The following is a 23,506-nucleotide window of genomic DNA, read 5'->3' on the forward strand; positions in this document are numbered from 1 at the left end:
ACAGATTGATTTTACTATTGATACAGTTTTATTATATGATCTCCAATACCTTATCTGCAACTATTTTCCACCATTTACACTGCCTATATGCTACAATATTGAAAGATAAGGAGGTTGTCTAATGACACAGACCAAAAAGAGCATTTTCCGAATCATAGCCCTCTTCATGTTTAGCTTGCTCATTATTTCTGGCTGTAGTAGTCAAGATGAGAGCACTCCGATCATTCCTAATCAATTTAATGAAGGCACCCATCTGATTTTTCTCTTTACCGCACCTGGCTGAACACAATGCCAAGGGCAACTGGTGCAGTTGCAAGAAGAATGGGAGCAGCTCCAACGCAAAGGGGTGCAGTTCCACGTATGGAATGCTGGTACCAGTGAAGAGAATCGACTTCTTGAGGAACAGCTGAAGATCACCGCCTTTACCATTCAAGGCGATCCTGATCTGACACTTCATCGAACATTTGGCCTTACAGAGATTGAGAACAACTATGAATATGCATTACGAGGATATGCGATCATCCACCAAGGCACGCTCATTGAGGCGAAGGCAGTCCCACTCCTTTCTGATATGGCCGTACATATCGCTGATAAGGCAGCGAAGCAGCAAAATTAGTAAAAATTGAATTATAGAATACTACTAAATAGCAAAAAAGCTGTTCCCCAAAATCATCTTGGGTAGCAGCTTTTTTTGTTTGAATTATGCTCGTACCATCTCTTTTTTGCTCTTACGTTCTGGAAGAACCCGTTCAATGCGCTCAATAAACTGGTTGATCCAGAGTTGAAAGGTAGGACGTGCGACTACCCAATCGCCTATCTTCACTGCAGACCAGCCTAGTAAAATACCACCAATCAGATCCAAAATCCAATGGATTCCAAGATATACGGTGGTAAAGATTACCGTCACATTAAAGATCACCATAATCCATCTGAAAAACCGATTTTTTTCTCGTAAAGCCATGATAATAATGGCTGTAGCAATGGATGTATGCATGCTTGGAAATGCGTGATTAAAGCTAGGTACCTTCGCTCCTGATACTAGCCAATGGCGATAATTAACGATAGGGTCTGTAAAGAATGTACCATCAAACATGTTTTGTACTTGCCAAACCTGATAGGATTCGACCCAGAAGTGGAAGGGTAAAATCATCACATATTGTAGAGCATGGAAGGCAAAAATAGCCTGTACCACTTTTACTGGTTGTTTCGTTGCCACATAGTAGACTGCCATGACTGCAGCTGGAACCACAAAGCCATGAACATAGATCGGCACTAAAATCTGATCCAGCCAAGGTGTAGCGAACTGACGAATAAACATCCCATCATTGAAAGGAATGCTGTGTAAAAAATGATTCATTGGAATCAAAAAGTCAAACAATCCATTGGGATGTACCAATTCATATTTTAGCTGCCAAACATGCATCTTAAAAACAAGCATATTGAGAACGTAATAGGCAATTCCTAAAATTGCAGCAGCCCAAAAATAACTACGTGATCGCTCTTCTGCCTTAATCATGGCAGGTATACAGGGAATGAGCAAGAAAATAAAAAATTGAGCGCGCTCATGTTCGGGTGACAAGATTAACGCGATGCAAAAAAGCAGGAGAGCAAGCGGCAGATACCAGCGGATCCAGTTATTTCTCTGAATCACACTCTTTTCATAAAGTTCCATTTGCAATCCCATCCTAATCGAAGAATATAGTTAGGCATCATAGCTTTTGAATACCAGCCATGAAGCCATAAAAACATTTTACCTCCAAATCAGCCTCCATCGCAACAAAAAATATTACAGCTTTGTTGCAAGCATGCTGGATTCTCTTTCCTTATGTATTGATGTTTGTCACATGATCGTTTAGGATGATTAAAGATGGCGAAGAAAAGAGTGAGGTGCAAACATGCATACCAATCTACGTTCGTTTATAGAAGTTTTGCAACAGGAAGGGGAACTGGTAACCATTGATGCACCAGTGGATCCCTACCTTGAACTGGCAGAAATCCACCGCCGAGTCATCACTGAGGAAGGACCTGCCCTTCTCTTCACCAATGTGAAAGGAAGCCCATTTCCTGTCATTACCAATATGTTTGGAACCATGAGACGGGTTGATCTCTGCTTTGGCCCGAAGCCAGAGGCCTTTGTTCGACAGCTTGTAGGAGCTGTAGATCATCTAATGCCTCCACGACCCTCTGCATTGTGGCAGGAACGGAAGCTCTTCTATGACTTATTAAAAATCGGTACGAAGAGAGTTTCAGCCAATCGTGCTCCCATTTCCGAAGTTCGTTCTGAGCAGGTACAGCTCACAAAGCTTCCCGCTCTCACCAGCTGGTCTGAGGATGGAGGCCCTTTTGTTACACTTCCTTTAGTCTATACAGAAGATCCCCATACAAAGCAGCATAACCTGGGGATGTATCGGATTCAAATCTATGATGATCAGCACACCGGGATACATTGGCAAATCCATAAGGGTGGCGGTTTCCATTACTATGAGGCCGAGCAGATGAACCAACCACTACCTCTGACCTTAATGCTTGGTGGTCCACCTGCCCTAATCATCACTGCCATCGCCCCATTACCAGAAAAGGTGCCTGAACTGGTCTTTACATCGCTCTTAATGAACGATAAGGTTCATCTCTATCAAGAAGAAGGATATCCTCATCCCCTCGTAGCAGAGGCTGAATTTGCTTTTGGCGGCTTGGTTCCTCCCCATGAGCGAAGGCTAGAAGGGCCATTTGGCGACCATTATGGCTATTACTCCCTCGCCCATGATTTTCCCATCTTCCACGTAAAGAAGATGTGGAGACGTAAGGATGCCATCTATCCTGCTACTGTGGTAGGTAAACCGATTCAAGAGGATTATCATATCGGTGACTATCTGCAACGCTTAATTTCACCACTCTTCCCCATGGTGATGCCTGGTGTAAAGGCTCTGAAGGCCTATGCAGATACGGGGGTCCATGCCCTTGCAGGTGCCATCGTGCGTGAAAGCTATTACCGTGAAGCATTAGCTACAGGCTTTCGGATCTTAGGGGAGGGTCAACTCACACTAACCAAGTTCTTAATGCTAACCGATGTTCCGTGTAATCTAGAAAAGTTTGATACATTACTAGAGAGTATTCTTGCTCGTTTTCAACCAGCGCGCGATCTGATGATCATCAATGATACATCCATGGATACCTTGGATTATACAGGACGCCAATTCAATAAGGGTAGCAAGGCCATCATGATCGGGATCGGACAACCAATCCGTCAGCTCTCCCGCGAGTATCGTGGTGGTCAATTACCTGGGGTTCATGATGCCCAAGTATACTGTGGTGGTTGTCTCGTTGTTTCCGGTCCTACCTATGAAGAAGATCCAGAGTTTGCTCAGCATCTTGTTGACGAAGCTCAAGAGCAGTTGACAGGCTGGCCCTTGGTGATTCTTACAGATGATGCGAGCATCGCACAGCGTAGCGATCTCTTCCTCTGGAGTGTCTTCACACGTTTTGATCCAGCCTATGATATCTATGCTCGTTCCGAGATTCGGCGGAATAAAATCTGCTATGAAGGGGCGATTATAATCGATGCAAGAATGAAACCCTTCTATCCTGATACCGTTGAAACCGATCCTGCTACAAAAGCACTAGTTGATGAACGGTGGAATCAATACTTTAAATAATGGAAAGAGCGATGCACCCCTGCTTTGGGAGCATCGCTCTTTCGTTTTAACTACTGACTCGGTCCGCTTATGGACGTGGCACCTTAATAAAACGTGCTACCTTCTTCAACACGGTCTCCTCGTCAGGACCTGTGACATACATGTTATTCACAACGACAAATGGCTTTTTATATCCAATTCCACAATAGGATTGACAGCCGATCTTGATCTCCGCCTCTGGGTCAAGTTCACGTAATTTGGGGAGCAGTGTTTTCATATTAATACTTTTGCAGGTATCACAAATTCTAAATTCGTTCGCCATGCTCCATACCCTTTCTCTTCTTGTCACTTTACGTGTACAATTCATTTCATAGAGTCTATTATAACAGAAGCAAGGAAAAACTACAGCCTAAGCCATCTGAAAGGAGCTGTCACCATTGAATCGTGAACCTCATTATTTCTTGGCCATTCCTATTCCACCAGCACAGCGTCTTCTCATGAAGCAACTCATGGAGCAATTGGCTGCCCGCTTCCCGTTTCAGACGTGGGTACATCCTGACGATACACATATTACACTTCATTTCTTTGGTAATCGGACAAGCATGGAGCTCGAGAGGATTGTGGCGGCATTCTCTCAAGAGTTTCAAGAAAGATCCTTTCCCCCTTTTTATTTACGGGTAAGTCATGGGGGAACCTTTGGACAACCAGAGAAACCACGCATTCTCTGGTTAGGTTTGAAGGGTGATCTCCCGCCGATCCATCGCCTCCATGCTCGGCTCGAACAGCGGATTATCCAGCTTGGCTTTCCCCACGAAGAACGGGCTTATCGCCCTCATATTACCATAGCACGCCGTTTTGCCGGGGATCGCTTTCAGCTCGAACAGCTTCAGCATACCTTAAGCAAGTGGCCAGCTATCCCACAGCTTGAGGAGCCCTTTCTCGTAGATCATTTTGTGCTTTATCAAACCTGCTTCGATCAGCTTCCCATGTATCGACAGCTTCATACATTTGAGCTCCGACAAGGCTAGAAGTAAATCGATCGTTGAATAAGCTGAACTCCAGCAAGGAGTTCAGCTTTCTTATCTTCATTCATTGCCTGCTCTTTTGAACCTTATTCCTCCATCAATGCTTCCATCTGGTCAAGGATATCCGTAAATACATCAAGGGCTGCTGCAATGGGCTGGGTAGAGGTCATATCCACACCTGCTCTTTGTAGAAGCTGAATAGAGTAAGCGCTACCGCCGCTCTTTAAGAATTGTAAGTACGCTGCTACAGCATGCTCACCCTTCTGTAAGATGCCTTGTGCCAAGGCAGTTGCTGCGGAGAAGCCTGTAGCGTACTTATACACATAAAAATTATTGTAGAAATGGGGGATCCTTGACCATTCTACAGCGATCAATGGATCACTCACCATGTCTGGTCCATAATATTTTTGATTGAGCTCCAAATAGAATTGATTGAGGATCTCCGCTGTGAGAGAACCACCCGCTTCAACATGGGCATGGATGAGCTTTTCAAACTCTGCAAACATGGTTTGGCGGAAAACGGTTCCCTTAAATTGATCGAGATAATGATTGAGTAGATACATCTTTAACTGCCGATCATTGGTTTGCTCCAATAAGTGGTGAATCAAAAGCGATTCATTAGTGGTCGATGCCACCTCTGCCACAAAGATGGTGTAATCGGAATAGACGAATGGTTGAGTCGCTCTGGAATAATACGAGTGAACAGAGTGACCCATCTCATGGGCTAAGGTGAACATGCTATCGAGATTATCCATTTGGTTCAATAAGATGTAGGGTGCTGTGCCATAGGTACCACTGGAATAGGCTCCACCACGCTTGCCTGGGGTCTCATAGACGTCTATCCAACGGGATTCATAGGCTTTACGTACCACCTGAAGGTATTCCTCACCTAATGGTTGTAAGCCCTCTACAACCTTCTCCTTGGCTTCTTCGTATGGGATGACCAGGTCCACATCCTTCACCATGGACGTATAGATATCATACATATGTAGCTCATCTACACCTAGCAATTGCTTACGAAGACGAATATAACGATGCATTTGTGGCAGATATTTTTCCACCGTCTCTAATAGATTACTATAAACCTCAACAGGAATATTATCCTCATCAAGGGCTGCTTCTAATGCGGAGCTGTATTTCCGAACTCGCGCATTGAATACCGTTCTCTTCACCGCTGCATTGAGCATGGCAGCAAAGGTATTATTGTAATTCTTATAACGCTCATAGAAGGTGTGGAAAACTTCCTTCCGTACTTCACGATCAGGGGATTGTTGAAGGGGTACGAAATTTCCCTTGGTTAATGGAATCTCTTTGCCTTCTTCATCGTGAACATTGGGAAATTGCAGGTCAGCATTATTCAACATGTTATAAATATTGTTGGGCGCTAAGGCAATCTCTCCTGCCTGTGCTAGTAACGCCTCTTCTTCCTTGGAGAGGACATGTGCCTTCAACCGTGTAACCTGTTCAATGGCATGGCGATAGAGGCTGAGCTCTGGCTGCTGTAAGTATTGCTCTAGGGTTTCATCAGGGATGGCTAGGAGCTCTGGTGTCATGTAAGAGATGGCTGCACCAAATTGTACATAGAGGCCCATTGCACGATCCACAAGTCCTTGGTAGGTGGAATTGGCTGTATCCTGATCACTACTCATATGGGCATAATTATACAAGCGTAAAATATGCTCCAAGAGATAATCCTTCAATTGTAAGGCTTCTAGTAATGTTTTTGCAGAACTGGCTAGCTTCCCTTCATATTCCTTCAATTCAGGAAGCCTACGTTTCATCTCTTCAAATTTTTGCTCCCATGCTGCATCAGACTCATACATCTTCTGTAGATCCCACTTATACTTTTCTGGTATTTCTGTTCGTGAATGATAACGTACGGCATTTCCCATGGAAATCCTCCTTTAATTAACATTAGATATATTTTCTGTTTTTAATTCCTTACTTCCTGCTACAGAATACTTATGTACCCAAATTGATCATTATTTACGTAGTGTAGCGATTAAGCGATTGGTCTGAAAGAAGAGTTCCAAAGCATTCTCCATGGCAGGAACCACCATATCACTCTGTAATAATGTGGATGTGGCACACCCTTCCGTACCCAAGATGGCAATGGCTAACGCTGCCTCCTGAAACATCAGTTCATCATTACTTCCATTACCAAAGACCACCACATCACCAGATAAGTCCTTAATATAGGCTGCTTTTTGCTCAGCCTGTTGACCAGGAGCAATCACATGAATATGAATAGGTAAATCAGCACACTCCTCCGCCACCGTACCATTGGTATCTGCTGTAATCACATGGAGCTGGATGGAATGTGCCAATTGCTTGATCCCTTCCCGAACAGTAAGGGGCACCTTCCCATCCATCGCCAATGTACCATTAAAATCAAAGACCGCATGTTGAAGCTCTAAGGTTTCACGGCCTGGTATGGTTATTCTTAACACGTTCTCTCACCCCCTATTTTTTTATTATAGCAAAATCCAGCACCCTTGCTCTTACTTAACGAAAAACAAAATGAAAGAGGTTCCCATCTGCATCCTCAAAATTCTCTCGGTATGCATGATGTCCTGCTAATGTAAGATACTCGTTCCATGCTTCCTGTTGCTCCTTCGAGATGATGAACTCCAGATGGGAGATCCCTTTCTTCGCACCCTCTAAGCGTTTACTTCCCTCTCTGTGATGGCTCTGTTCAAACAGCGCGATCTTCTGATCCCCACAGCGATAAAAGATGGCATCACCATAATCACCTTCCACTTCAAGCCCCAAGATGTCCCCATAAAAATGTTTCTGCTTCTCTAAATCCTTCACAAAAATCACAACCGCATGGAGCCCCTGAATGGGTGATGGTTGCTTCATCCAATCCAACCACTTTTCATAATTTTCTTTTTATTATAATATATTCGATCCCCACCGGCTAGAGAAGAGGATTGGATCACACCTTCCATGTAGGCCAAGGCACAATCTGACGCTCTTCGGTAGCCAAATGGCTAGGGGCACATATACTAGGACAAAAGCCGAATTCAAGTACCTCACAGAAAGGTTGGAGTCCTATGACTGCGTATCTCCGTCTTCTTCATGCATCGCCTGGTGCACCTGCTGTAGATGTTTATGCCAATGGCTTAAAAATAGCCAGTAATCTAGACTACCGAGAATTTACTCCCTATCTCGCCTTACCAACAGGCTCATACAATATCCAGGTCTTTCCTGCTGGTCGTCGTACCAATCCCGTCTTAACAAGTAATCTAACTGTCCCTCCCAATTCCATTCAGACTGTTGCTGTCATCGATCAGCTCCCCCATCTCCGTTTACTACCTATGCCTGAACCAAGAATGGAACGACGGCCCAATCTCGTTCATCTCCGTTTTGCCCAGCTCTCTCCCAATGCCCCTGCCATCGACCTCCGCCTCTCCCATGGCGCTACACTATTTCGAAATATTCACTTTGGCCAGGTGACACCGTATATTTCACTCCATCCTGGAACATATACGCTAGATCTCTATCGAGCGGGGACCAATGAACGTCTTCTTCATGTTCCTAATGTACATCTCCATGGAAATCGCTTTTATACCGTCGATGCCATCGGCCTTGTCGGCGGTCGTCCTCCATTAGAGGTATTGATTCCGCTGGATGGCAACTCTTATTTAACCTCGTAAAGCTGCAAAGATGAAAGCGATGAATTAGATTAAGAAAAAGCACAGGATCAAGTGGCGATCCTGTGCCTCTTTTTGGTTCTGAATTACTTACTTCGCTTCTGGTGTTGCTTCATTTAGGATTGTAATCCGTCCCTCATTTTGTGGGGCCATATTCGTATGCTTTTGTAAATATTCAACGAAGGCATCACGAAGATAATGTTTCGTTGTTAATTGAAGCGTGGTATCCTCTTTCATCATGGTGAAGCCATCGCCACCGCCCGTGATAAAATCATTGGTTACGACGGTATAGGTTTTCTCAAGATCGATGGGTTGGCCATTAACCTTCACATCAACAACACGAGAGCCTGCTTCCTTCGAGGCATCAAAGGTATAGGACAAGCCAGAAACTTGGAGGAAGCAACCAGCTGCTGCTGGATATTGAGCTACACCATTTTCTAAGGCTGCCCAGATCGTCTTACCAGTTGCTTTCACTACTACAACGGTATTGTCAAAGGGAAGGGTAGCATAAACTTCTGCCATGGTAATATCACCAGCATCAATGGAGGCGCGTACACCACCACCATTTTGCAGAGCGATATCGGCGCCTGTTAATTCACGTAGACTATCGGCAATCACATTGGCGAGATTGGATTCTTTTAACCGAGCAGTTTGTCGCTCACCATCCAGTTCAACCGTTGTGGTTCCTACTACTTCTTGCATCTTATTCCCTAATTGCTCGTCATACTTATCAACAATGGCTTTCACTGCTGGATCCTCAGGTAGATTGTAGGTCATAAAGAGTGGTGCAAAGTTTAGACCAACCATTTTACCTTGATACATCGTAATATTGATTTGATTCAATAACTCTGCATGCTTACCTGGGGAGATGAGATAGGTATCATTGATCAATTGGGGATAACCAACTACGTCTTGACCTCCCCCAATCTCAATATCAATACCATTCACCTTGGTTGGGAGGACAGGGTTATCACCATGTAAATGGGCTAAAGCGATAACAACATCCGCTTCCTTACGAACTTGATCTACTGCTTTTTGCGCTGCTTCCATTTCATTGTCGAATGTGACACCCTTCACATTGCGAGGATGTGTATATAGCGCACTTTGGTCATCAGTAATCCCAACGATGGCAATCTTCACACCATCGATTTCTTTCATGACAGATGGTTGAATAAAGGAGGGTGTTTTTCCTTCATACTTGGTGTTGGCTGATAAGAATGGGAAGTTTGCAGTCTTCGCATTCCGTTCCATCACCGTGAGTGGGAAGTCAAAATCATGATTTCCAATGGCCATGGCATCATACTGCATTTGATTCATCACTTCTATGGCAGATGCACCTTCAAATAGGTTGGTGATATTGGTATTATAGGGCGCATCACCGCAATCGATAAGCAATGTATTGGGCTGATAAGCACGCATCTCATTGATCACTTGGCTCATCTTAGCTAATGCACCAATCTCATGCTGGGCACCACGGGGAGTATAAGGTTGCAGATGGCCATGAATGTCAGAAGTAGCAAAGATAGTAACTACCTTGAATTCAGGGTTATTCAAAATCTTGGCAAGCATCCCTGCTGCCTCTGCCCGTGTGATCGCTTCAGTGGAGGTAGCCACCGTTGCATCGATGAAGCCTGCTTCTACAGCAGCCTTCACCACATCCTTCGATTGATCTACACCGAAGATAACATTGGCTAGCATTTTACTCCATTCTGCTTTCGTAACAGAAGTGCTTGGAGTAAAGGTCTTACCTTCTACCTCCACTGCACGAACCTTGATCAAGCCTTCCACATATTGTATGCCCCAGTGGCCTACAAGATCCGCTGCCGATGGAATAGAGAAGGAATCATCAATCACTTGTAAGGGGTCTGTATATGTGAATGATTTTTCCATAGTAGGATCTTCTGCTGGAATGGGTTGAACCTTGGAGAGATGAAATCCCCGGATCAATAAAGCAGTAGCTTCTGCCTTCGTTAGCTTATCCTCTGGTCGGAATAAATGATCAGGAGCGGAACTAACGACGCCCATTTCATGCAATGAAACAATGGCTTCCTGATAAGTTGATTGGCTAATATCTGTAAAGTACTGTGTATCATTACTTGCCATGGCTGGTAATGAGAATGTTACCAACAAGACTAGCGCAAGTAAGAGACTGGTTATGCGTTTGCTTTTAGCCATACTAATTCCTCCTTTAATATATCTTTTTTTCTCCCCATTTCTTATTCTACATGGCACGATTATCCTTCCACAGGGAAGTTCTGATGGCATTTTACGCAGGATAAGATAAATTTGAGTTTTTTCCCTTAGATCATGTCCATATCCTATCGTTACAATCTACTACTGCTTTTTTTAGCGATGATATACCTCTTCATATTAGCAAGCTAATATGAAGAAAGGTGAGGATCTTTGTTATGTATTGTAAATTTTTAAAACATTCTGTATTGACATTCCCAACCATTCCTGTATATTTAAAATAATATTTTTTCGTGGGAGCTTACCAGACTCCCGCTTCTTCAGGGGAGAACGACGTACAATCTACCACAGGCTAGATACCATCTACCTCGTACAAATAAGATAAGAGGGTGAGAACTATCGATAGTAAATCAATTCAAGTGCATACAGATATCACCGCTTCCCGGTGGATCGATTTCCGTAAAGGAATAATCGATTGTCTTCCTACTGTATTAGGCTATTTAAGCATCGGTTTTGCTGCAGGTGTTGTAGAACGAACTGCTGGTTTTAGCATGCTGGAGATCGCTCTCTTCTCTCTCCTCCTCTATGCTGGATCTGCACAGTTTATTGCAGCAGGCATGTGGGCATCAGGTGCCTCCATTACTGCCATTATCTTTACGATCTTTCTCGCCAATCTCCGTTATCTACTTTTAAGTGCAGCGCTTGCCCCTTATTTTAAGGGACAACCTGTGTGGAAAAATTCACTCCTAGGTTATCAACTAACCGATGAAACCTTTGCTGTAGCTGCGAATAATCTCACACGTCATGGTAGTCTCAACACCACCTGGATGTTTGGACTCAATCTCACTGCTTATCTCAACTGGTTTATCGCCAACATTGCCGGTGGCTTCGTGGGCGAATGGATCGGGGATCCGAAGGTCTATGGATTGGACTTTGCCTTACCTGCCATGTTCATTGGGCTTATCGTTCTGCAGATGCAAGAGCGAAAGGAGTGGCCACTGGATCTCAGTGTGGCTGCCATCGCTATTATACTTACGCTTCTCTTTACCATTTTCATGCCTGTGGGCTTCAGCGTTATTCTTGCCACCTTATGTGCTGCCACCTGGGGAATGGGGGTGGAACGATGGAGATGAGCACATCCTTCCTCCTCCTTGTTCTTGGTGGCACCATGATGACTGCTATTCCTAGAATCTTACCCCTAGCCGTCCTAAGCCAGTTCGATCTACCAAGATGGATGCTACAATGGCTTCGCCATATTCCCATCGCCATCATGGCAGCACTACTAGCACAAGAACTGTTTGTCCCAACCGAGGAATTCCCCTCCCTGTGGGGGAACTGGCGACTCCTCGCTGCTCTCCCTGCTCTATTGGTTGCCCTCTTTACCCGCAGTCTGATGGGAACCGTTATGGTTGGTGTCATCACCTTGATGATTCTACGGGGGATGTTTTAGATTGTATTCTATCAAAAACAGTAAAAAAGAGAGAGCTCCTAACAAAATGGAGCCCTCTCTTTTTCAGAAATCAATATTTTATTTTTTCTGCTGACAATATAATGCTTAGTGAGTAGTAAAGTTAGGGGTAATACAGAACTCACCAGAAAGAGTGAAACGACCAGGGTCTTCGCTTACCCGAGACACCTGAATCTTATCAAACTTAGCAGCAGTGAAGGAAATACAGCTTCCTAAATATACTTGTTGAGTCTCAACTACTTGTTGGCCGCGTAAAAATTGTACGAGCACGCTTAGAGGTGCTACTCTACCAGTAGCATCTTCACCTGGCCAGTTCGCTGTACAATATTTAATTTTACCTGAAACAATGGGGCATAGTCCGTTTACAGTATAAATAATTTGGCTTAATACAGTATTTTCCGTCGGAGAACCTACACTTGAATTCTCATCACCTTGTAATGTCCAATCACATGCGACACAGTTAGAAACTACTTCCATGTTACAACAGGAATCACCTTTTTTGCAGCTCATTCTCATTCCTCCCAGAAAAGTATTCTCCGGTTGAACGTGTTGAAGAAGTCTTATACAGAAAAGTGTGCACAATTACCATGGCCTTTTCTACACGTATCTTCACTCATATCTCGTTCAACCTGCTAATATCAAATGCGTTAAGACTCGTTTTTGCATCAGCGCTTGTCTGCAAGATTATGAAATGTGTTATTGTTACTAGATTGCCATCGCATGATGTTGCCTCATGTACATATGTCAATGTAGTGGAATATGAATAAATAGACTAAAAAACCCACAGCATTCTTCGTTCGCCGTGCCTTGGCAAGAGATTTCAACCTTTTGAAGATTGTCTGCTGTAATAATTGCAACACCATCAGGCAATATCACTTGTGATGATGCCGAAGCATCCTGAGAGCGGTGTACAGATAATACCATATTACAGGCTGATTTATTCTCCACTTTAATTGTTACAATAGGGCATACTCCAATGGCTTGCCATAACACCTTTGCTCCAGAATTACAACGCAATGTGAAATCTTCACAGATCTTTTCTGATAGTGTCTGTTTGGATGTTCGCTTCAAGATTTCTTCAAACCGTTGATCGATGGTAGAAATGTTGTTGATGGCATTGGATGTCGCAGTTGAGGTTGAGTCAGAACCAGTAACCGTGAGTGGCACATTAATATTAGGCAGTTTAATTGTGGGGATTTTGATAATTGGTTGTTTTCTTTTTATGAGCTTTTTTCTCTTGACTTTTTTGCATTTAACTTCCTTTTTTTTTCTTATAGGGCAGTTAATATTAACTGCGACTTTGGAAGTGGCTTTTGCTTTATTGCTAATCACTTGTGTTTTCACTATTATCTATTCCCTCCCTTCAAGCATTTAACATGCTTCTTTTTTATGCTATGCGAATTCACATAAGAAAACTATGCATCTACCATATGGCAATCACCTGTTTTTACGACCTTTACACATTTATATTTGACAATGAGAAGTCATACATAGCCAATGCCTACGATTGCTCATTTTACAAATAGATTCCTATCTATTGATTGGTTAGGTTTACATACATTCGTTTGAGAAGTAATAACATAGGATGAATTATATTACATGAGGAGGTGCAGAAAATGAGTTGTACGATTAACATCTCAGCAAAAAAAACATGCGTAAAAAAAGTTAAACTAGTCAAAAAAAGAAAAGTAAAAAAAATATGTAAAATACCAAAGAAAAGTTTTAATAAAAAGCTAAATATATGCAAGCCAAAGAAAAAACGGGCAAGGCAGCGTGTCGTTATTCGTAAAAGAAAAATTATAAAAGTAAATTGTCCCCCACCAAAGATAAATATTATTGCAAAAGCAGTAGCGCCTGGTCCACAAGGGTCTCAGGGACCTCAAGGGCCTCAAGGTCTTCCTGGGACAAAAGGAGTTGCAGGCATCCAAGGGCCTCCTGGACAGCAAGGATCACAAGGTCTTCCAGGACCTCAGGGAGTACCAGGACCCCAAGGGCCTCCGGGGCCTCCAGGATCCCCAAAATCACTGGAATGTCATGTTTTAATCAATCACACTACACAACTAATTCCTCCTGCGAAGAAAGGTAGCACTACTGCTTCAAAAAGGCTAACCACTAAAATTGAAAAAGTCTGTCCTGGCGTGGTTGTAATTTGTGGTCTGCTTCAAAAAGAATTAACCTATACTGCAGTACAAGACGGAACAGAAGTTTCAAACCATATACTATTAGATGAAGTGGCTTTTCAATGTTTAGTTGAACGAGAAGATATCAAAGAAGGCGATCAATATGAAATTGTCGATCAAAACATTTGTAATATAGATACTCATGAAGCCAACTTTGGAAATGCTAGTAATCAAGAAAATCAAGCAAACACGCTAGCGTTTAAGTTTGTTGAAAGTGATATGGTTAAGGTTACTATTATAAAAATTATATAGATGTTGCAAAAGTTTGATGTAAATACCATGTTCTGTGGGTAGATGTAGCCTAGATACAATTCATTGATGCGAAATAAATGTGCTTTTCCTTACTTGTACATCCCCATGCACTCAAAAAAAACGAACATATTATATTGCTAGCTAGATAAATAAAATAAATCTCAAATTAATGCAAGGAAGGGGTTCAGTGATGGCTACGTTTAACAGGGGAGATGTTTTTGTCGCAGTTGAAGATGGAAAAGTACAGTGGAGAGATAAAAATGGTGTTTTGGTTGCTACCCTTGATACTGGCAGACCAGGGACCTTTACTACAGGCATGGCCTTTGACAGCTTGAATCGATTATATGTAACTAACTTTTCTGATCAATCCGTTCAAGTATTCGATTCTAGTGGAAATCTATTAGGCAATTTTGGTAGTGGATATGATGCAGATCCAGAATCAATTCTCTTCGATGCTAATGTAAATGCTTATGTTGGCCAAGCAAATGGTACTGGAGATATTCTTAAATTCGATGCAGCAGGTAATCCTCTCACAGCTTTTGATGTAGCAAGAGAAGCTCGTGGCTCAGACTGGATCGACCTCGCTTCTGATCAGTGTACCATGTTCTACACCTCTGAAGGTTTCCTTGTAAAGCGTTTTGATGTCTGTAATAACACACAGCTGCCTGACTTTGCAACGCTTCCCAACAGCCCAGCTTTTGCACTAAGAATTCTACCTGATGGTGGTGTCCTGGTAGCAGACAGTGCTGAAATTGTTCGTCTAAACGCTGCAGGTGCTGTTATTCAGACCTATGATGCACCGGGAGAGGATAATTGGTTTGCGTTAAACCTCGACCCTGATGGCACTTCCTTTTGGAGCGCAGATTTCTCTACTGCAAATGTCTATAAGTTTGATATTGCTAGTGGAAATATTCTCTTAAGCTTTAACACTGGAACTGGAGCTGACACTGTTTTTGGTTTGGCAATTAATGGTGAGATCACAGCTGCCAATATATGTCCTATCGTCAATTCACAATCATGTTGTCAGGTTATTGTCGAACAGAAGACACAGTTAGTCCCACCTGCACAAAGGGGGAGTGTCACGCACGAAAAAACAGTGGAAGCAAGTGTTGAAAAGGTCTGTCCAGAAAAAGTAGTCATCTGTGGGCTTGTTCGCAAGATTATCACCTATCTAGATGCAGAGAACCAGTCTCAAACTAGATATGATGACATACCATTCCTATGTTTCATCGATCGTGACGATGCGAATGAAAATGATGAATTCCATGTAACAGGCGCCACGATTCTCTGTACTATTTTTGCCCGTGAGGCCAATTTTGGTGGACCTAACAATTCGTTAGCGTATAAGTTCATCGAAAAAGAGATCGTTAAAGTATGTATACGGAAGGGGCCTGCTCCAAATAACAGCTAAGATAGTCCACTTAATGTGATTAGGAGGTAACCAAATGACAGATTTATGTCCAATCGCTAATCCACAAACTTGTTGTCAGGTTGTCATTGAACGTAAGACACAATTAGTTCCACCAGCGCAAAGAGGAACTACCTCTCATACTAAAACAGTAGAAGCTCGAATTGAAAAAGTCTGCCCAGAAAAAGTAATTGTCTGCGGAGTGGTTCGCAAGACCATCACCTATACTAAAGTGGATGGTTCTTCTAATACCATTTATGATGACGTTCCCTTTCAGTGCTTTATTGATCGGGATGATGCTAATGAGAATGATCCATTTATTGTTACAGGCGCCACAATTCTCTGTACTGTTTTTGCCCGTGAAGCTAATTTTGGTGGATCAGACAATTCATTAGCCTATAAGTTTGTTGAAAAAGAGATCATCAAGGTTTGTATTCGAAAAGTAAACGCTGGATAATAGTTGGATAAAATAATACAGTCCTCCATCGGTATCATACTGACGGAGGACTTCGCTATTAAAAATAGGCCACTACCCTGTCTCATCCACCTATGCCCCTACATAGGCTAGTAGGGAAGACGCACAGAGTGAGGTGACAGCATGTATCAGCCAATGAAGCAGGCACCTTTACAAATGCCTGAATATCAGATGCCTGTTTGTGAAACCATGGATTGGCGCAAAACCCTTATGGAGCTACAAACTGTGGAATTTGCCCTGGTGGAATTACAGCTCTATCTGGATACACATCCCCAAGATGGGCGAGCAGTTATGCAGTACAATGCCCTTTCTCAGCAGCTACATCAGTTGAAATGCCGGTATGAGCAGGAATTTGGTCAGTTAATGCATTATGGATTCTCTCCAGCAACCATGCCCTATGATTGGATCAAAACACCATGGCCGTGGGAAATTGAGTACTAGGGGAAAGAAAGGAGGAGAAAAGCAAGATGTGGATTTATGAGAAGAAATTACAAATCCCTGTGCGGGTAGAAAAATGCAATCTAGAGATTGCAAAATATCTCATCACCCAATACGGTGGACCTGATGGTGAATTATCAGCAGCTTTACGCTACCTGAATCAACGCTATAGCATGCCCAATGAACGGGCCAAGGCTTTGTTAACCGATATCGGTACAGAAGAGATGGCTCACTTAGAAGTGATCGCTACCTTAGTCTATAAGCTGGTGAAGGATGCAACACCCGATGAGATGAAGGCAGCAGGTCTCGGTGCTCATTTTGCTGATCATGAGCGGGCGCTCTTTTATACCGATGCAAGTGGTAATCCCTGGACTGCTACTTATATACAAGCAAAAGGGGATCCCATCGCGGATCTGGCTGAGGATATTGCCGCAGAAGAAAAGGCCCGAGCTACCTATGAGGCCTTGATCAAGCTTACCGATGACCGCGGTGTGATCGATGCGCTTACCTACTTACGAGAGCGAGAGGTCGTCCATTCCCAACGCTTCCGCGAAGCACTCTACTTAGTAGAAGAGCATTATGCTAAATATAAATACGATCCAAGGGCATTCGAGCCCTATGGAGATACAGAACTATTCTATACTACGAACTTCACACCTGATGAGTTTACCAGTTAGGTTAAGCGACTAAACTAATGGAGGTGAGATGATGGCAGGTCGTTCTGTAAGAAAGCAGAAACAACTGCATAAGCATATGAAGGGAAAGGAGCTAGAGCCGTCTGCATACCCACCTATGCCCGTCTGCCCAGTTCGTCCCATGCCCTTCGACCAGCTATATCCGCAATTTCCACTGCCAGAGGCAATCATGCGTGGTACGCTGTTTCCTTGGCTCTATGATCCGTATCATCCCGAGCATTGCAGCTAATCTGTTTATAATTGTAATAAAGATTTCATGATTCCATAGGTATAGGCATTCTCCCCTAGCTATAATGAAGATAGGCAAATTTTGCTGATTCTTCTGGGATAAAGTTCCCGATGCTAGGGAGAGATGTCTATGAATCGCATATTGCATTATATTTTTAAATGGAGTGAATGGCTTATCGCCACCTTACTCTTTGCTGTTATCCTCTTCAGCTTCATTGAAATGATCATGGTTCTTGGCGACAATGTGCAACAGCACTCCTTGATCAATAATTACAAGATGATCCTCTCTGAGGTTCTCCTCCTTGCTGTTGGCTTGGAGCTGATCCTGCTCATCATTCGTAAGGATGTCTATCTCGTTATCGACATTCTAATCCTCGCCATTAGTCGAAAATTAATCTTCTACGAAGAGAGTGTGGATATGCTGATCAGCGTATTTGCCATCTTACTCTTGCTGCTCTTTAAATATTTGATCCAACGAGGGAATAAACAGAAGCGTTCAGATGCATAGTACATATAAACTGAAAAAGAGCCAATGAGAAAAATGCCCCAGATGGATTGAACTGAGGAGTTCAATCCATCTGGGGCTGTTCTTTAGTCTTCTTCATTCTAATGTGATAGCTGTTGCGACGCTTGAATTAATCGTTCCATCATGTGCCTGAGGTAGGGATGCTTATAACCAGCTTTATGCTCCCAATAATAGACCTGAGACCAAGCATCATTATAGGCTGTACGATAAAGATGAGGAACTAGATCGCCAAATTGATGTTGAAGTTGTACCAAACGGCGAAGGACATACTTCCGTGTCGTACAGGAATTTTCCTCTTCACCTACACGAATCTTACGTAGTTGTTCATAGACCTCTGCCAATAACTGTTCAGCCATTTCATCTAGACTCTCATACGTGACATCAGCAAAAGCAAGATGAGGTTCCTTCTTGATCATATCTTCGGCTCCTATCATCGCTGTTCTAATTCCCAAGAGATTATTGAAAAATTCAATGATAACTATTATCAGCTTGTCACATTCTTTTCACATAATCAAGAGGGGAATTACCTACGACAGAGCCATATTTATATGATTAATATAGTATCTGTGGACTACTTCTCTTGCTGTTGGAATTTATCGTTGAGCTGACCGCTTAATTCACTTAACTCTTCTGCCATCTCTGCTACCTGTTGAGAAGCACCACCGATCTCCTCAAAGGTAGTACGGAAGCCATAGATATACTCTGCAACCCTATCGATCTGAGAACCGCTATGACGCACACGCTCTGAGGAGCTGCTCATCACTTCCATGATCCGTTGATTAACCTGGCGATATTGATTGGTTTGATTCACGATGGAGGCGAAGGATTCCTCGAATAGATTCACATGCTGTAACACATTGGCTACCTGCTCTTCAATATGCGTTAAGGCCTTCTGTGTCTGCATGGCCAAATTACGCACTTCACTGGCCACAATATTGAAGCCACGTCCATGTTCTCCTGCGCGTGCTGCTTCAATGGTGGCATTTAATGAAAGAACATTGGTCTTCTTCGAGATATCTTGAATCACCTTCACCACTTCACCAATCCGTTGGGTGCTTTGAATTAATTGGGTGGATGTTTCCTTGGTTTGGTCCATAAATTGGATTAAATGCTTCATCTCCTCTAGAGCATTGCTTACATCTGCCTTCCCACGTTCTACCTCGCTAACAGTAGCCTTGGCATCCTCTTGGATAAATCGGGTACTTTCGAGAATGGAATCCACATGCTGCTGTTTCTCCATGATGGAAGCTGTGGTCTCCTCCACACTAGCAAGCATGGTCTCTGAGGATTTATTCAGACGTTCTTGAATCTCTTCAATCTCATTCAGCTTCATCATGGATGCAGTATAGGATTCAATATATGTATTAATAGCGATTTGCATATCGAAGGAGCAGAGACGCATGAACGCTTGATAAGTAAGAATCGCTTCTTCCTTAGGCATTTCTGTAAAGAGAATCTTAGCCACTTCATTCTGAATATTGGCATACGCTCCTAAATACCATTCTGGAAATAAGCCAATGCGATTATGTACATTACCAATCACTTTACGTCGTATAATATAGTCCTGACCAATTTCACCTGAGACCATGTCCAGTAAATATTGCTTTAGCGTCTTTTTAAGACGATCGATGGTAGAGTACTTGTTGATAATCCGCATCAATTCACGGTTTGTCTCAATTTTCGCATAAAAAACATCTACCATTTGCATTACATAGCGTTCAAAAATGGGACGTATGGCTACAAGGCGTTGAAGATCCTCTGCTGTTAAGCCAACAAAAGAACTATTAGCGCCTTCTGAACTCCGCTGTAATTGTTGGAAATAATCCTTGACTTCAGCTGAGATTTCACCCATTCCACTACGCTTGGTTCCCATATCCTCTACCTGCTCTTTACTAGAAAAGAGTCGGATGGCCCCATGTTCGTTTTTTAACCAATGTTGTACTGGGCATTTACTCATTGAATAGTCCTCCCCCAAAGTTGCATCTTTACTCCTATATTACACGTTCTTGTATAAAAAACAATTGATTCACTAATATCTTTACAAAGATTATACATATTAGATTAATCTGAACGGTGTTTATCTGCAAGTTGATTATCTACACAAGTTGAAACGCCAAAAAACGGGATAGCTTTAACTAACCCGTTTTCCCTAATACTCTATGCATCCCTTATTGGACAATTATTCTTCGCTAGGTGCCATCAATGAAACATTCCGCTGTGGCGTAAAGGTGGAGATAGCATGCTTATAAACTAATTGTTGTTTACCCTCTACCTCAATAACTACTGTAAAGTTATCGAACGCTTTAACAAAGCCGCGCAGTTGAAAACCATTCACCAAATAGATCGTTACAGCAATATTCTCCTTACGTAACTGGTTCAAGAATGTATCCTGAATATTAATTGAAGTTTTCAAGGAAATGACCCCCTATATATCTGTTCTATATGAATATATTCAACGACAGCAAAAACTTTCCTGCACCTCATGCAAAATTGTTTGCTGAAGTTGTTCCCATTGTTCTAGATTGGTCACATCATACCAATGGATTCCCGTAAATTGATGCCGAAACCAAGTATATTGCCGCTTGGCAAATCTTCGGGTGTTCTGTTTCAATTGGGCAACGCACGCTTCTAAGGATGCCTCACCTCGAAAGTATGGAAGGAACTCTTTATAGCCAATGCTCTGCATGGCGGTATAATGCTCATCATAGCCCTGATGTAGAAGATTCTCTACCTCCTGAAGCAATCCCTCCTCCATCATACCATCCACCCGCTGAGCAATGCGCTGGTACAATTGCGAACGTTCCATGGTTAGACCAATGAGCCAAAGCTCATAAGGTGACTCGTCAGGAGTAGAATGAGATACTTGCTGTGAGATAGGAACGCCTGTAAGCTGATAAACTTCGAGGGCACGAATCACCCGACGTAGGTTATTGGGATGAACCTGCTGAGCTGTTGTTGGATCTACTTGGTTCAATCGCTGCCAAATAGCTTCATTCCCTTCTCGCTTCGCTTTCTCCTCCATCTCCTTACGAAAAAGTGGGTCTTCTACTACTTCAGAAAACTGATAATCATAAATGATGGAACGAACATAGAGGCCTGTGCCCCCTACTAAAATCGGGAGATGTCCACGTTGTTGAATCTCTTGAATGGCTTGCCTTGCTAATTGTTGAAATTGAACAACAGAGAAATCTTGATCAGGCTTCAATATATCAATCATGTGATGAGGAGCCAGCGCCCTTTCCTCTAAAGTAGCTTTTGCGGTTCCAATATCCATCCCTCGATATACCTGCATAGAATCTCCTGAAACAATCTCTCCTCCTAGCTGTTGAGCAAGAAACAGACTTAAGCTGGTTTTTCCCACAGCAGTGGGTCCAATGATCGTTACTAATGGCGCCTTCATCTCACATCACCCGCTTAAACATTTTCTCAATTTCATAGGTAGAAAAATGGATGATGATCGGTCGCCCGTGTGGACAAGTAAATGGTGAACGTGTTCGTCTGAGATCTTCAATCAATTGGACCATCTCATCTTTTCGGAGAAAGCGATTGGCCTTGATCGCACCCTTACACGCCATGGACGCGGCAGCTGTTTCCCGAAATTGAAGTGATTGAACGTCACGCTCAGCTTGTAAAAGATCAATCATCTCGTAGACAATGGCCCGCTCTTCTCCTGGAGGAAACCAGTAGGGATGAGCACGGAGTACATAGGATTGATGGCCGAATGGTTCCAGAAAGACACCCATCTGCTCAAATAGTGATCGATGTAGCTCCACCGTTTGAACCTGTTCTACCGTTAACTCAAAGAGATCTGGCACCAATAAGGGCTGTAAGACAAGCTCTTCTTCGCTCATTTTCAGTAAAATATATTCATAGAAAATACGTTCTTGGGCAGCATGCTGATCGATAATATATAAGCCTTCCTCATTCTGACAGAGCAGGTAGGTGCCATGTAGCTGGGCTAAAGGTTCTAATGGAGGGATCTGTGGTGGAAGCTCCTGATGAAGTGAAGCCAATACAGATTGATATCCTCGGACTTCGCCCGTTGCGTACGGGGAAGGCTGTTCTGCGATCTGTACTTGTTTGCTTACACCCATGAAATCATGCGGTTGCTTCTCTTTCTCTACCTCCTCCTTCCCCTCTCGCTCATCAGAATCGGAATCGATCCGCTCAGGCTGAGCGTCACCATGTTTACCAGTATTGACAATTTCTTGATTTTTTATAGCTGGAGGTGATTGAAACCAATCTCGTCTCTCTAGAAGTTCCTCCTGATGATAGCGATTGCGCTCCTTATCTGGATTAATGATGGGACGAGCAATGAGTGAAACTTCCATTAAACCTTGGTGCACCATCTCCTCGACCCAAGCGACCAATTCTCGCTCCTTACTAAAACGTACCTCTAGCTTCGCAGGATGCACATTCACATCGAGAAGATGAGGATCCATGGTAAGGTAAAGCACACCAATCGGGTAGCGATTGATGGGTAGTAGCGTATGGTATGCGCGCAGAATCGCTTGAACCAGCGCTGGATTTTTAATATATCTTCCATTGACAAAGAATGAGAGATAGCTTCGGTTTGAACGATTCAGTTCCGGTGCCACCATGAGGCCGTCCAATTGAAAGTCGAAGGATTCCTCATGAATTGCCAGTGATTTTTTGGCCACCTCTGTACCATAAATGGAGGCAAAGACCTGAAGTCGATCACCATTGCCATAGGTTTGGATCAGCTGCCTTCCTTCATGAATGAGGAGGAAAGCGATCTCTGCATGGGCTAGCGCAATTCGATTGACAAAATCGATGATATGCCCTAATTCCGTATGGAGAGATTTCATATATTTCAAACGAGCTGGAGTGTTATAGAAAAGATCACGAACTGTAATCTCCGTACCTGGAGGCATCCCTACTGGACCTTCCTCAACCACCGTCCCTCCCTCTACAATGAGGTGAAAGCCTGCTTGACCGGCTTCTTCACAGCTTTTACATTCTACCTTGGCTACAGATGCAATGCTGGGAAGTGCTTCACCACGGAAGCCAAGGGTCTGAATCTGTTGAAGATCACGGGGGCGGGAGATTTTGCTGGTGGCATGCCTTTCAAAAGCCAGACGGACATCTGCTTCACTCATCCCACAGCCATCATCCCGAACCTGAATCAGTTTGAGCCCCCCCTCCTCAACAAGGATCTGGATCCTCCGACTACCAGCATCGATGGCATTCTCCACTAATTCCTTTACAACGGAGACCGGGCGCTCAACCACTTCACCAGCGGCAATCTGATTGATTAAATGCTGATCGAGTCGCTGAATACGGCTCATACGTTCACCTCCTTGCTTCACAGA

Annotated in this window: 26 protein-coding genes and 1 pseudogene; 14 read left to right on the plus strand and 13 right to left on the minus strand. The window is 43.3% G+C overall.

What is annotated here, in order from left to right; all coding sequences use genetic code 11:
• Positions 1–121: 121 nt before the first annotated feature.
• Together BN1691_RS14460 and BN1691_RS11785 are read left to right on the plus strand one after the other, a co-directional pair.
• Complete coding sequence (locus BN1691_RS14460) at positions 122–283, plus strand: hypothetical protein (RefSeq protein WP_156179067.1); 162 nt, start codon at positions 122–124, stop codon at positions 281–283.
• A gap of 21 nt (positions 284–304) precedes the next feature.
• The gene (locus BN1691_RS11785; RefSeq protein ID WP_048602392.1) at positions 305–616 is read left to right on the plus strand and encodes a hypothetical protein; all 312 of its coding nucleotides are present in this window, start codon (positions 305–307) and stop codon (positions 614–616) included.
• 84 nt (positions 617–700) lie between these two features.
• Here BN1691_RS11785 and BN1691_RS11790 read toward each other — a convergent pair whose 3' ends face one another.
• The gene (locus BN1691_RS11790) at positions 701–1,672 is read right to left on the minus strand and encodes a phosphatase PAP2 family protein (RefSeq protein WP_048602393.1); all 972 of its coding nucleotides are present in this window, start codon (positions 1,670–1,672) and stop codon (positions 701–703) included.
• Between the two features lie 223 nt (positions 1,673–1,895).
• Here BN1691_RS11790 and BN1691_RS11795 point away from each other — a divergent pair, with 223 nt between their 5' ends.
• Positions 1,896–3,653: a UbiD family decarboxylase gene (locus tag BN1691_RS11795; protein ID WP_048602394.1), complete on the plus strand. Its 1,758-nt coding sequence runs from the start codon at positions 1,896–1,898 to the stop codon at positions 3,651–3,653.
• A gap of 67 nt (positions 3,654–3,720) precedes the next feature.
• Here the strand turns inward: BN1691_RS11795 and BN1691_RS11800 are convergent, their stop codons facing one another.
• Positions 3,721–3,954 carry a YuzB family protein gene (locus tag BN1691_RS11800; RefSeq protein WP_048602395.1) on the minus strand — a complete coding sequence of 78 codons (234 nt, stop codon included), beginning with the start codon at positions 3,952–3,954 and terminating at the stop codon, positions 3,721–3,723.
• Between the two features lie 115 nt (positions 3,955–4,069).
• On the opposite strand from BN1691_RS11800, the gene thpR reads away from it, so the two are divergent.
• Positions 4,070–4,660, plus strand: coding sequence for an RNA 2',3'-cyclic phosphodiesterase (gene thpR / locus BN1691_RS11805; protein WP_048602396.1), 591 nt, complete (start codon positions 4,070–4,072; stop codon positions 4,658–4,660).
• Positions 4,661–4,743: 83 nt separating this feature from the next.
• Here thpR and pepF read toward each other — a convergent pair whose 3' ends face one another.
• From pepF to BN1691_RS11820, 3 genes are all read right to left on the minus strand, one after another.
• Entirely contained in the window at positions 4,744–6,549 is a 1,806-nt protein-coding gene (gene pepF, locus BN1691_RS11810; RefSeq protein WP_048602397.1) for an oligoendopeptidase F, read from the minus strand.
• Between the two features lie 90 nt (positions 6,550–6,639).
• Positions 6,640–7,107 (minus strand): HAD family hydrolase, encoded by a 468-nt coding sequence (locus BN1691_RS11815; protein WP_048602398.1) that lies wholly within the window; start codon positions 7,105–7,107, stop codon positions 6,640–6,642.
• A 55-nt stretch (positions 7,108–7,162) separates the two neighbouring features.
• Positions 7,163–7,519 carry a VOC family protein gene (locus BN1691_RS11820; protein WP_048602399.1) on the minus strand — a complete coding sequence of 119 codons (357 nt, stop codon included), beginning with the start codon at positions 7,517–7,519 and terminating at the stop codon, positions 7,163–7,165.
• 194 nt (positions 7,520–7,713) lie between these two features.
• Between BN1691_RS11820 and BN1691_RS11825 the strand changes: the two genes are divergently transcribed.
• Complete coding sequence (locus tag BN1691_RS11825) at positions 7,714–8,316, plus strand: DUF4397 domain-containing protein (protein WP_048602400.1); 603 nt, start codon at positions 7,714–7,716, stop codon at positions 8,314–8,316.
• An 87-nt stretch (positions 8,317–8,403) separates the two neighbouring features.
• On the opposite strand, the gene BN1691_RS11830 is transcribed toward BN1691_RS11825, so the two are convergent.
• Positions 8,404–10,488, minus strand: a complete 2,085-nt coding sequence (locus BN1691_RS11830; RefSeq protein WP_048602401.1) for a 5'-nucleotidase C-terminal domain-containing protein — start codon at positions 10,486–10,488, stop codon at positions 8,404–8,406.
• Between the two features lie 446 nt (positions 10,489–10,934).
• On the opposite strand from BN1691_RS11830, the gene BN1691_RS11835 reads away from it, so the two are divergent.
• Both BN1691_RS11835 and BN1691_RS11840 read left to right on the plus strand, forming a co-directional pair.
• Positions 10,935–11,636, plus strand: a complete 702-nt coding sequence (locus BN1691_RS11835; protein ID WP_231638425.1) for an AzlC family ABC transporter permease — start codon at positions 10,935–10,937, stop codon at positions 11,634–11,636.
• Positions 11,627–11,953: an AzlD domain-containing protein gene (locus BN1691_RS11840; RefSeq protein ID WP_048602402.1), complete on the plus strand. Its 327-nt coding sequence runs from the start codon at positions 11,627–11,629 to the stop codon at positions 11,951–11,953. Before BN1691_RS11835 ends, BN1691_RS11840 begins: the two co-directional genes overlap by 10 nt.
• A gap of 105 nt (positions 11,954–12,058) precedes the next feature.
• On the opposite strand, the gene BN1691_RS11845 is transcribed toward BN1691_RS11840, so the two are convergent.
• Both BN1691_RS11845 and BN1691_RS11850 read right to left on the minus strand, forming a co-directional pair.
• A complete protein-coding gene (locus BN1691_RS11845) occupies positions 12,059–12,481 on the minus strand; it encodes an S-Ena type endospore appendage (RefSeq protein WP_048602403.1) in 423 nt (140 codons plus the stop codon).
• A 234-nt stretch (positions 12,482–12,715) separates the two neighbouring features.
• Positions 12,716–13,315, minus strand: a complete 600-nt coding sequence (locus tag BN1691_RS11850) for an S-Ena type endospore appendage (protein ID WP_048602404.1) — start codon at positions 13,313–13,315, stop codon at positions 12,716–12,718.
• Between the two features lie 272 nt (positions 13,316–13,587).
• On the opposite strand from BN1691_RS11850, the gene BN1691_RS11855 reads away from it, so the two are divergent.
• The 7 genes and pseudogenes from BN1691_RS11855 to BN1691_RS11885 all read left to right on the plus strand — a co-directional run bounded on the left by BN1691_RS11855 (position 13,588) and on the right by BN1691_RS11885 (position 18,155).
• Positions 13,588–14,403 (plus strand): collagen-like protein, encoded by an 816-nt coding sequence (locus BN1691_RS11855; protein ID WP_048602405.1) that lies wholly within the window; start codon positions 13,588–13,590, stop codon positions 14,401–14,403.
• Between the two features lie 190 nt (positions 14,404–14,593).
• On the plus strand, positions 14,594–15,814 hold the full coding sequence (locus tag BN1691_RS13930; RefSeq protein ID WP_147545870.1) for a hypothetical protein: 1,221 nt from the start codon (positions 14,594–14,596) through the stop codon (positions 15,812–15,814).
• A gap of 34 nt (positions 15,815–15,848) precedes the next feature.
• Positions 15,849–16,268 carry an SPOCS domain-containing protein gene (locus tag BN1691_RS11865; protein WP_053083764.1) on the plus strand — a complete coding sequence of 140 codons (420 nt, stop codon included), beginning with the start codon at positions 15,849–15,851 and terminating at the stop codon, positions 16,266–16,268.
• A 141-nt stretch (positions 16,269–16,409) separates the two neighbouring features.
• Positions 16,410–16,727: a spore coat protein CotJB gene (locus BN1691_RS11870; RefSeq protein WP_231638407.1), complete on the plus strand. Its 318-nt coding sequence runs from the start codon at positions 16,410–16,412 to the stop codon at positions 16,725–16,727.
• A 26-nt stretch (positions 16,728–16,753) separates the two neighbouring features.
• Positions 16,754–17,311 (plus strand): annotated as a pseudogene (locus tag BN1691_RS11875) (manganese catalase family protein); the annotation flags it as partial.
• Between the two features lie 121 nt (positions 17,312–17,432).
• Entirely contained in the window at positions 17,433–17,648 is a 216-nt protein-coding gene (locus BN1691_RS11880; RefSeq protein ID WP_048602406.1) for a spore coat associated protein CotJA, read from the plus strand.
• A 129-nt stretch (positions 17,649–17,777) separates the two neighbouring features.
• Positions 17,778–18,155 (plus strand): phosphate-starvation-inducible PsiE family protein, encoded by a 378-nt coding sequence (locus BN1691_RS11885; protein WP_048602407.1) that lies wholly within the window; start codon positions 17,778–17,780, stop codon positions 18,153–18,155.
• A 98-nt stretch (positions 18,156–18,253) separates the two neighbouring features.
• Here the strand turns inward: BN1691_RS11885 and BN1691_RS11890 are convergent, their stop codons facing one another.
• The 5 genes from BN1691_RS11890 to mutL all read right to left on the minus strand — a co-directional run bounded on the left by BN1691_RS11890 (position 18,254) and on the right by mutL (position 23,482).
• Positions 18,254–18,589: a hypothetical protein gene (locus BN1691_RS11890; protein ID WP_048602408.1), complete on the minus strand. Its 336-nt coding sequence runs from the start codon at positions 18,587–18,589 to the stop codon at positions 18,254–18,256.
• A 155-nt stretch (positions 18,590–18,744) separates the two neighbouring features.
• A complete protein-coding gene (locus tag BN1691_RS11895) occupies positions 18,745–20,130 on the minus strand; it encodes a globin-coupled sensor protein (protein WP_048602409.1) in 1,386 nt (461 codons plus the stop codon).
• 222 nt (positions 20,131–20,352) lie between these two features.
• Positions 20,353–20,586, minus strand: a complete 234-nt coding sequence (hfq, locus tag BN1691_RS11900) for an RNA chaperone Hfq (protein ID WP_048602410.1) — start codon at positions 20,584–20,586, stop codon at positions 20,353–20,355.
• A 39-nt stretch (positions 20,587–20,625) separates the two neighbouring features.
• On the minus strand, positions 20,626–21,573 hold the full coding sequence (gene miaA, locus BN1691_RS11905) for a tRNA (adenosine(37)-N6)-dimethylallyltransferase MiaA (protein ID WP_048602411.1): 948 nt from the start codon (positions 21,571–21,573) through the stop codon (positions 20,626–20,628).
• 1 nt (position 21,574) lies between these two features.
• Complete coding sequence (gene mutL, locus BN1691_RS11910) at positions 21,575–23,482, minus strand: DNA mismatch repair endonuclease MutL (protein ID WP_048602412.1); 1,908 nt, start codon at positions 23,480–23,482, stop codon at positions 21,575–21,577.
• Positions 23,483–23,506: the final 24 nt, after the last annotated feature.

Source organism: Rubeoparvulum massiliense (genome assembly GCF_001049895.1).
Taxonomy (GTDB): domain Bacteria; phylum Bacillota; class Bacilli; order Rubeoparvulales; family Rubeoparvulaceae; genus Rubeoparvulum; species Rubeoparvulum massiliense.

Bases quoted from the DNA above. Each gene is read 5' to 3' on its own strand.
- BN1691_RS11825 (WP_048602400.1), top strand. From the start codon at position 7,714: ATGACTGCGTATCTCCGTCTTCTTCATGCATCGCCTGGTGCACCTGCT.
- BN1691_RS11865 (WP_053083764.1), top strand. From the start codon at position 15,849: ATGACAGATTTATGTCCAATCGCTAATCCACAAACTTGTTGTCAGGTT.
- BN1691_RS11820 (WP_048602399.1), bottom strand. From the start codon at position 7,519: ATGAAGCAACCATCACCCATTCAGGGGCTCCATGCGGTTGTGATTTTT.
- BN1691_RS13930 (WP_147545870.1), top strand. From the start codon at position 14,594: ATGGCTACGTTTAACAGGGGAGATGTTTTTGTCGCAGTTGAAGATGGA.
- mutL (WP_048602412.1), bottom strand. From the start codon at position 23,482: ATGAGCCGTATTCAGCGACTCGATCAGCATTTAATCAATCAGATTGCC.
- BN1691_RS11845 (WP_048602403.1), bottom strand. From the start codon at position 12,481: ATGAGCTGCAAAAAAGGTGATTCCTGTTGTAACATGGAAGTAGTTTCT.
- BN1691_RS11795 (WP_048602394.1), top strand. From the start codon at position 1,896: ATGCATACCAATCTACGTTCGTTTATAGAAGTTTTGCAACAGGAAGGG.
- BN1691_RS11895 (WP_048602409.1), bottom strand. From the start codon at position 20,130: ATGAGTAAATGCCCAGTACAACATTGGTTAAAAAACGAACATGGGGCC.
- BN1691_RS11840 (WP_048602402.1), top strand. From the start codon at position 11,627: ATGGAGATGAGCACATCCTTCCTCCTCCTTGTTCTTGGTGGCACCATG.
- BN1691_RS11830 (WP_048602401.1), bottom strand. From the start codon at position 10,488: ATGGCTAAAAGCAAACGCATAACCAGTCTCTTACTTGCGCTAGTCTTG.
- BN1691_RS11885 (WP_048602407.1), top strand. From the start codon at position 17,778: ATGAATCGCATATTGCATTATATTTTTAAATGGAGTGAATGGCTTATC.
- BN1691_RS14460 (WP_156179067.1), top strand. From the start codon at position 122: ATGACACAGACCAAAAAGAGCATTTTCCGAATCATAGCCCTCTTCATG.
- BN1691_RS11880 (WP_048602406.1), top strand. From the start codon at position 17,433: ATGGCAGGTCGTTCTGTAAGAAAGCAGAAACAACTGCATAAGCATATG.
- BN1691_RS11790 (WP_048602393.1), bottom strand. From the start codon at position 1,672: ATGGAACTTTATGAAAAGAGTGTGATTCAGAGAAATAACTGGATCCGC.
- BN1691_RS11800 (WP_048602395.1), bottom strand. From the start codon at position 3,954: ATGGCGAACGAATTTAGAATTTGTGATACCTGCAAAAGTATTAATATG.
- BN1691_RS11870 (WP_231638407.1), top strand. From the start codon at position 16,410: ATGTATCAGCCAATGAAGCAGGCACCTTTACAAATGCCTGAATATCAG.
- BN1691_RS11890 (WP_048602408.1), bottom strand. From the start codon at position 18,589: ATGATCAAGAAGGAACCTCATCTTGCTTTTGCTGATGTCACGTATGAG.
- miaA (WP_048602411.1), bottom strand. From the start codon at position 21,573: ATGAAGGCGCCATTAGTAACGATCATTGGACCCACTGCTGTGGGAAAA.
- BN1691_RS11855 (WP_048602405.1), top strand. From the start codon at position 13,588: ATGAGTTGTACGATTAACATCTCAGCAAAAAAAACATGCGTAAAAAAA.
- pepF (WP_048602397.1), bottom strand. From the start codon at position 6,549: ATGGGAAATGCCGTACGTTATCATTCACGAACAGAAATACCAGAAAAG.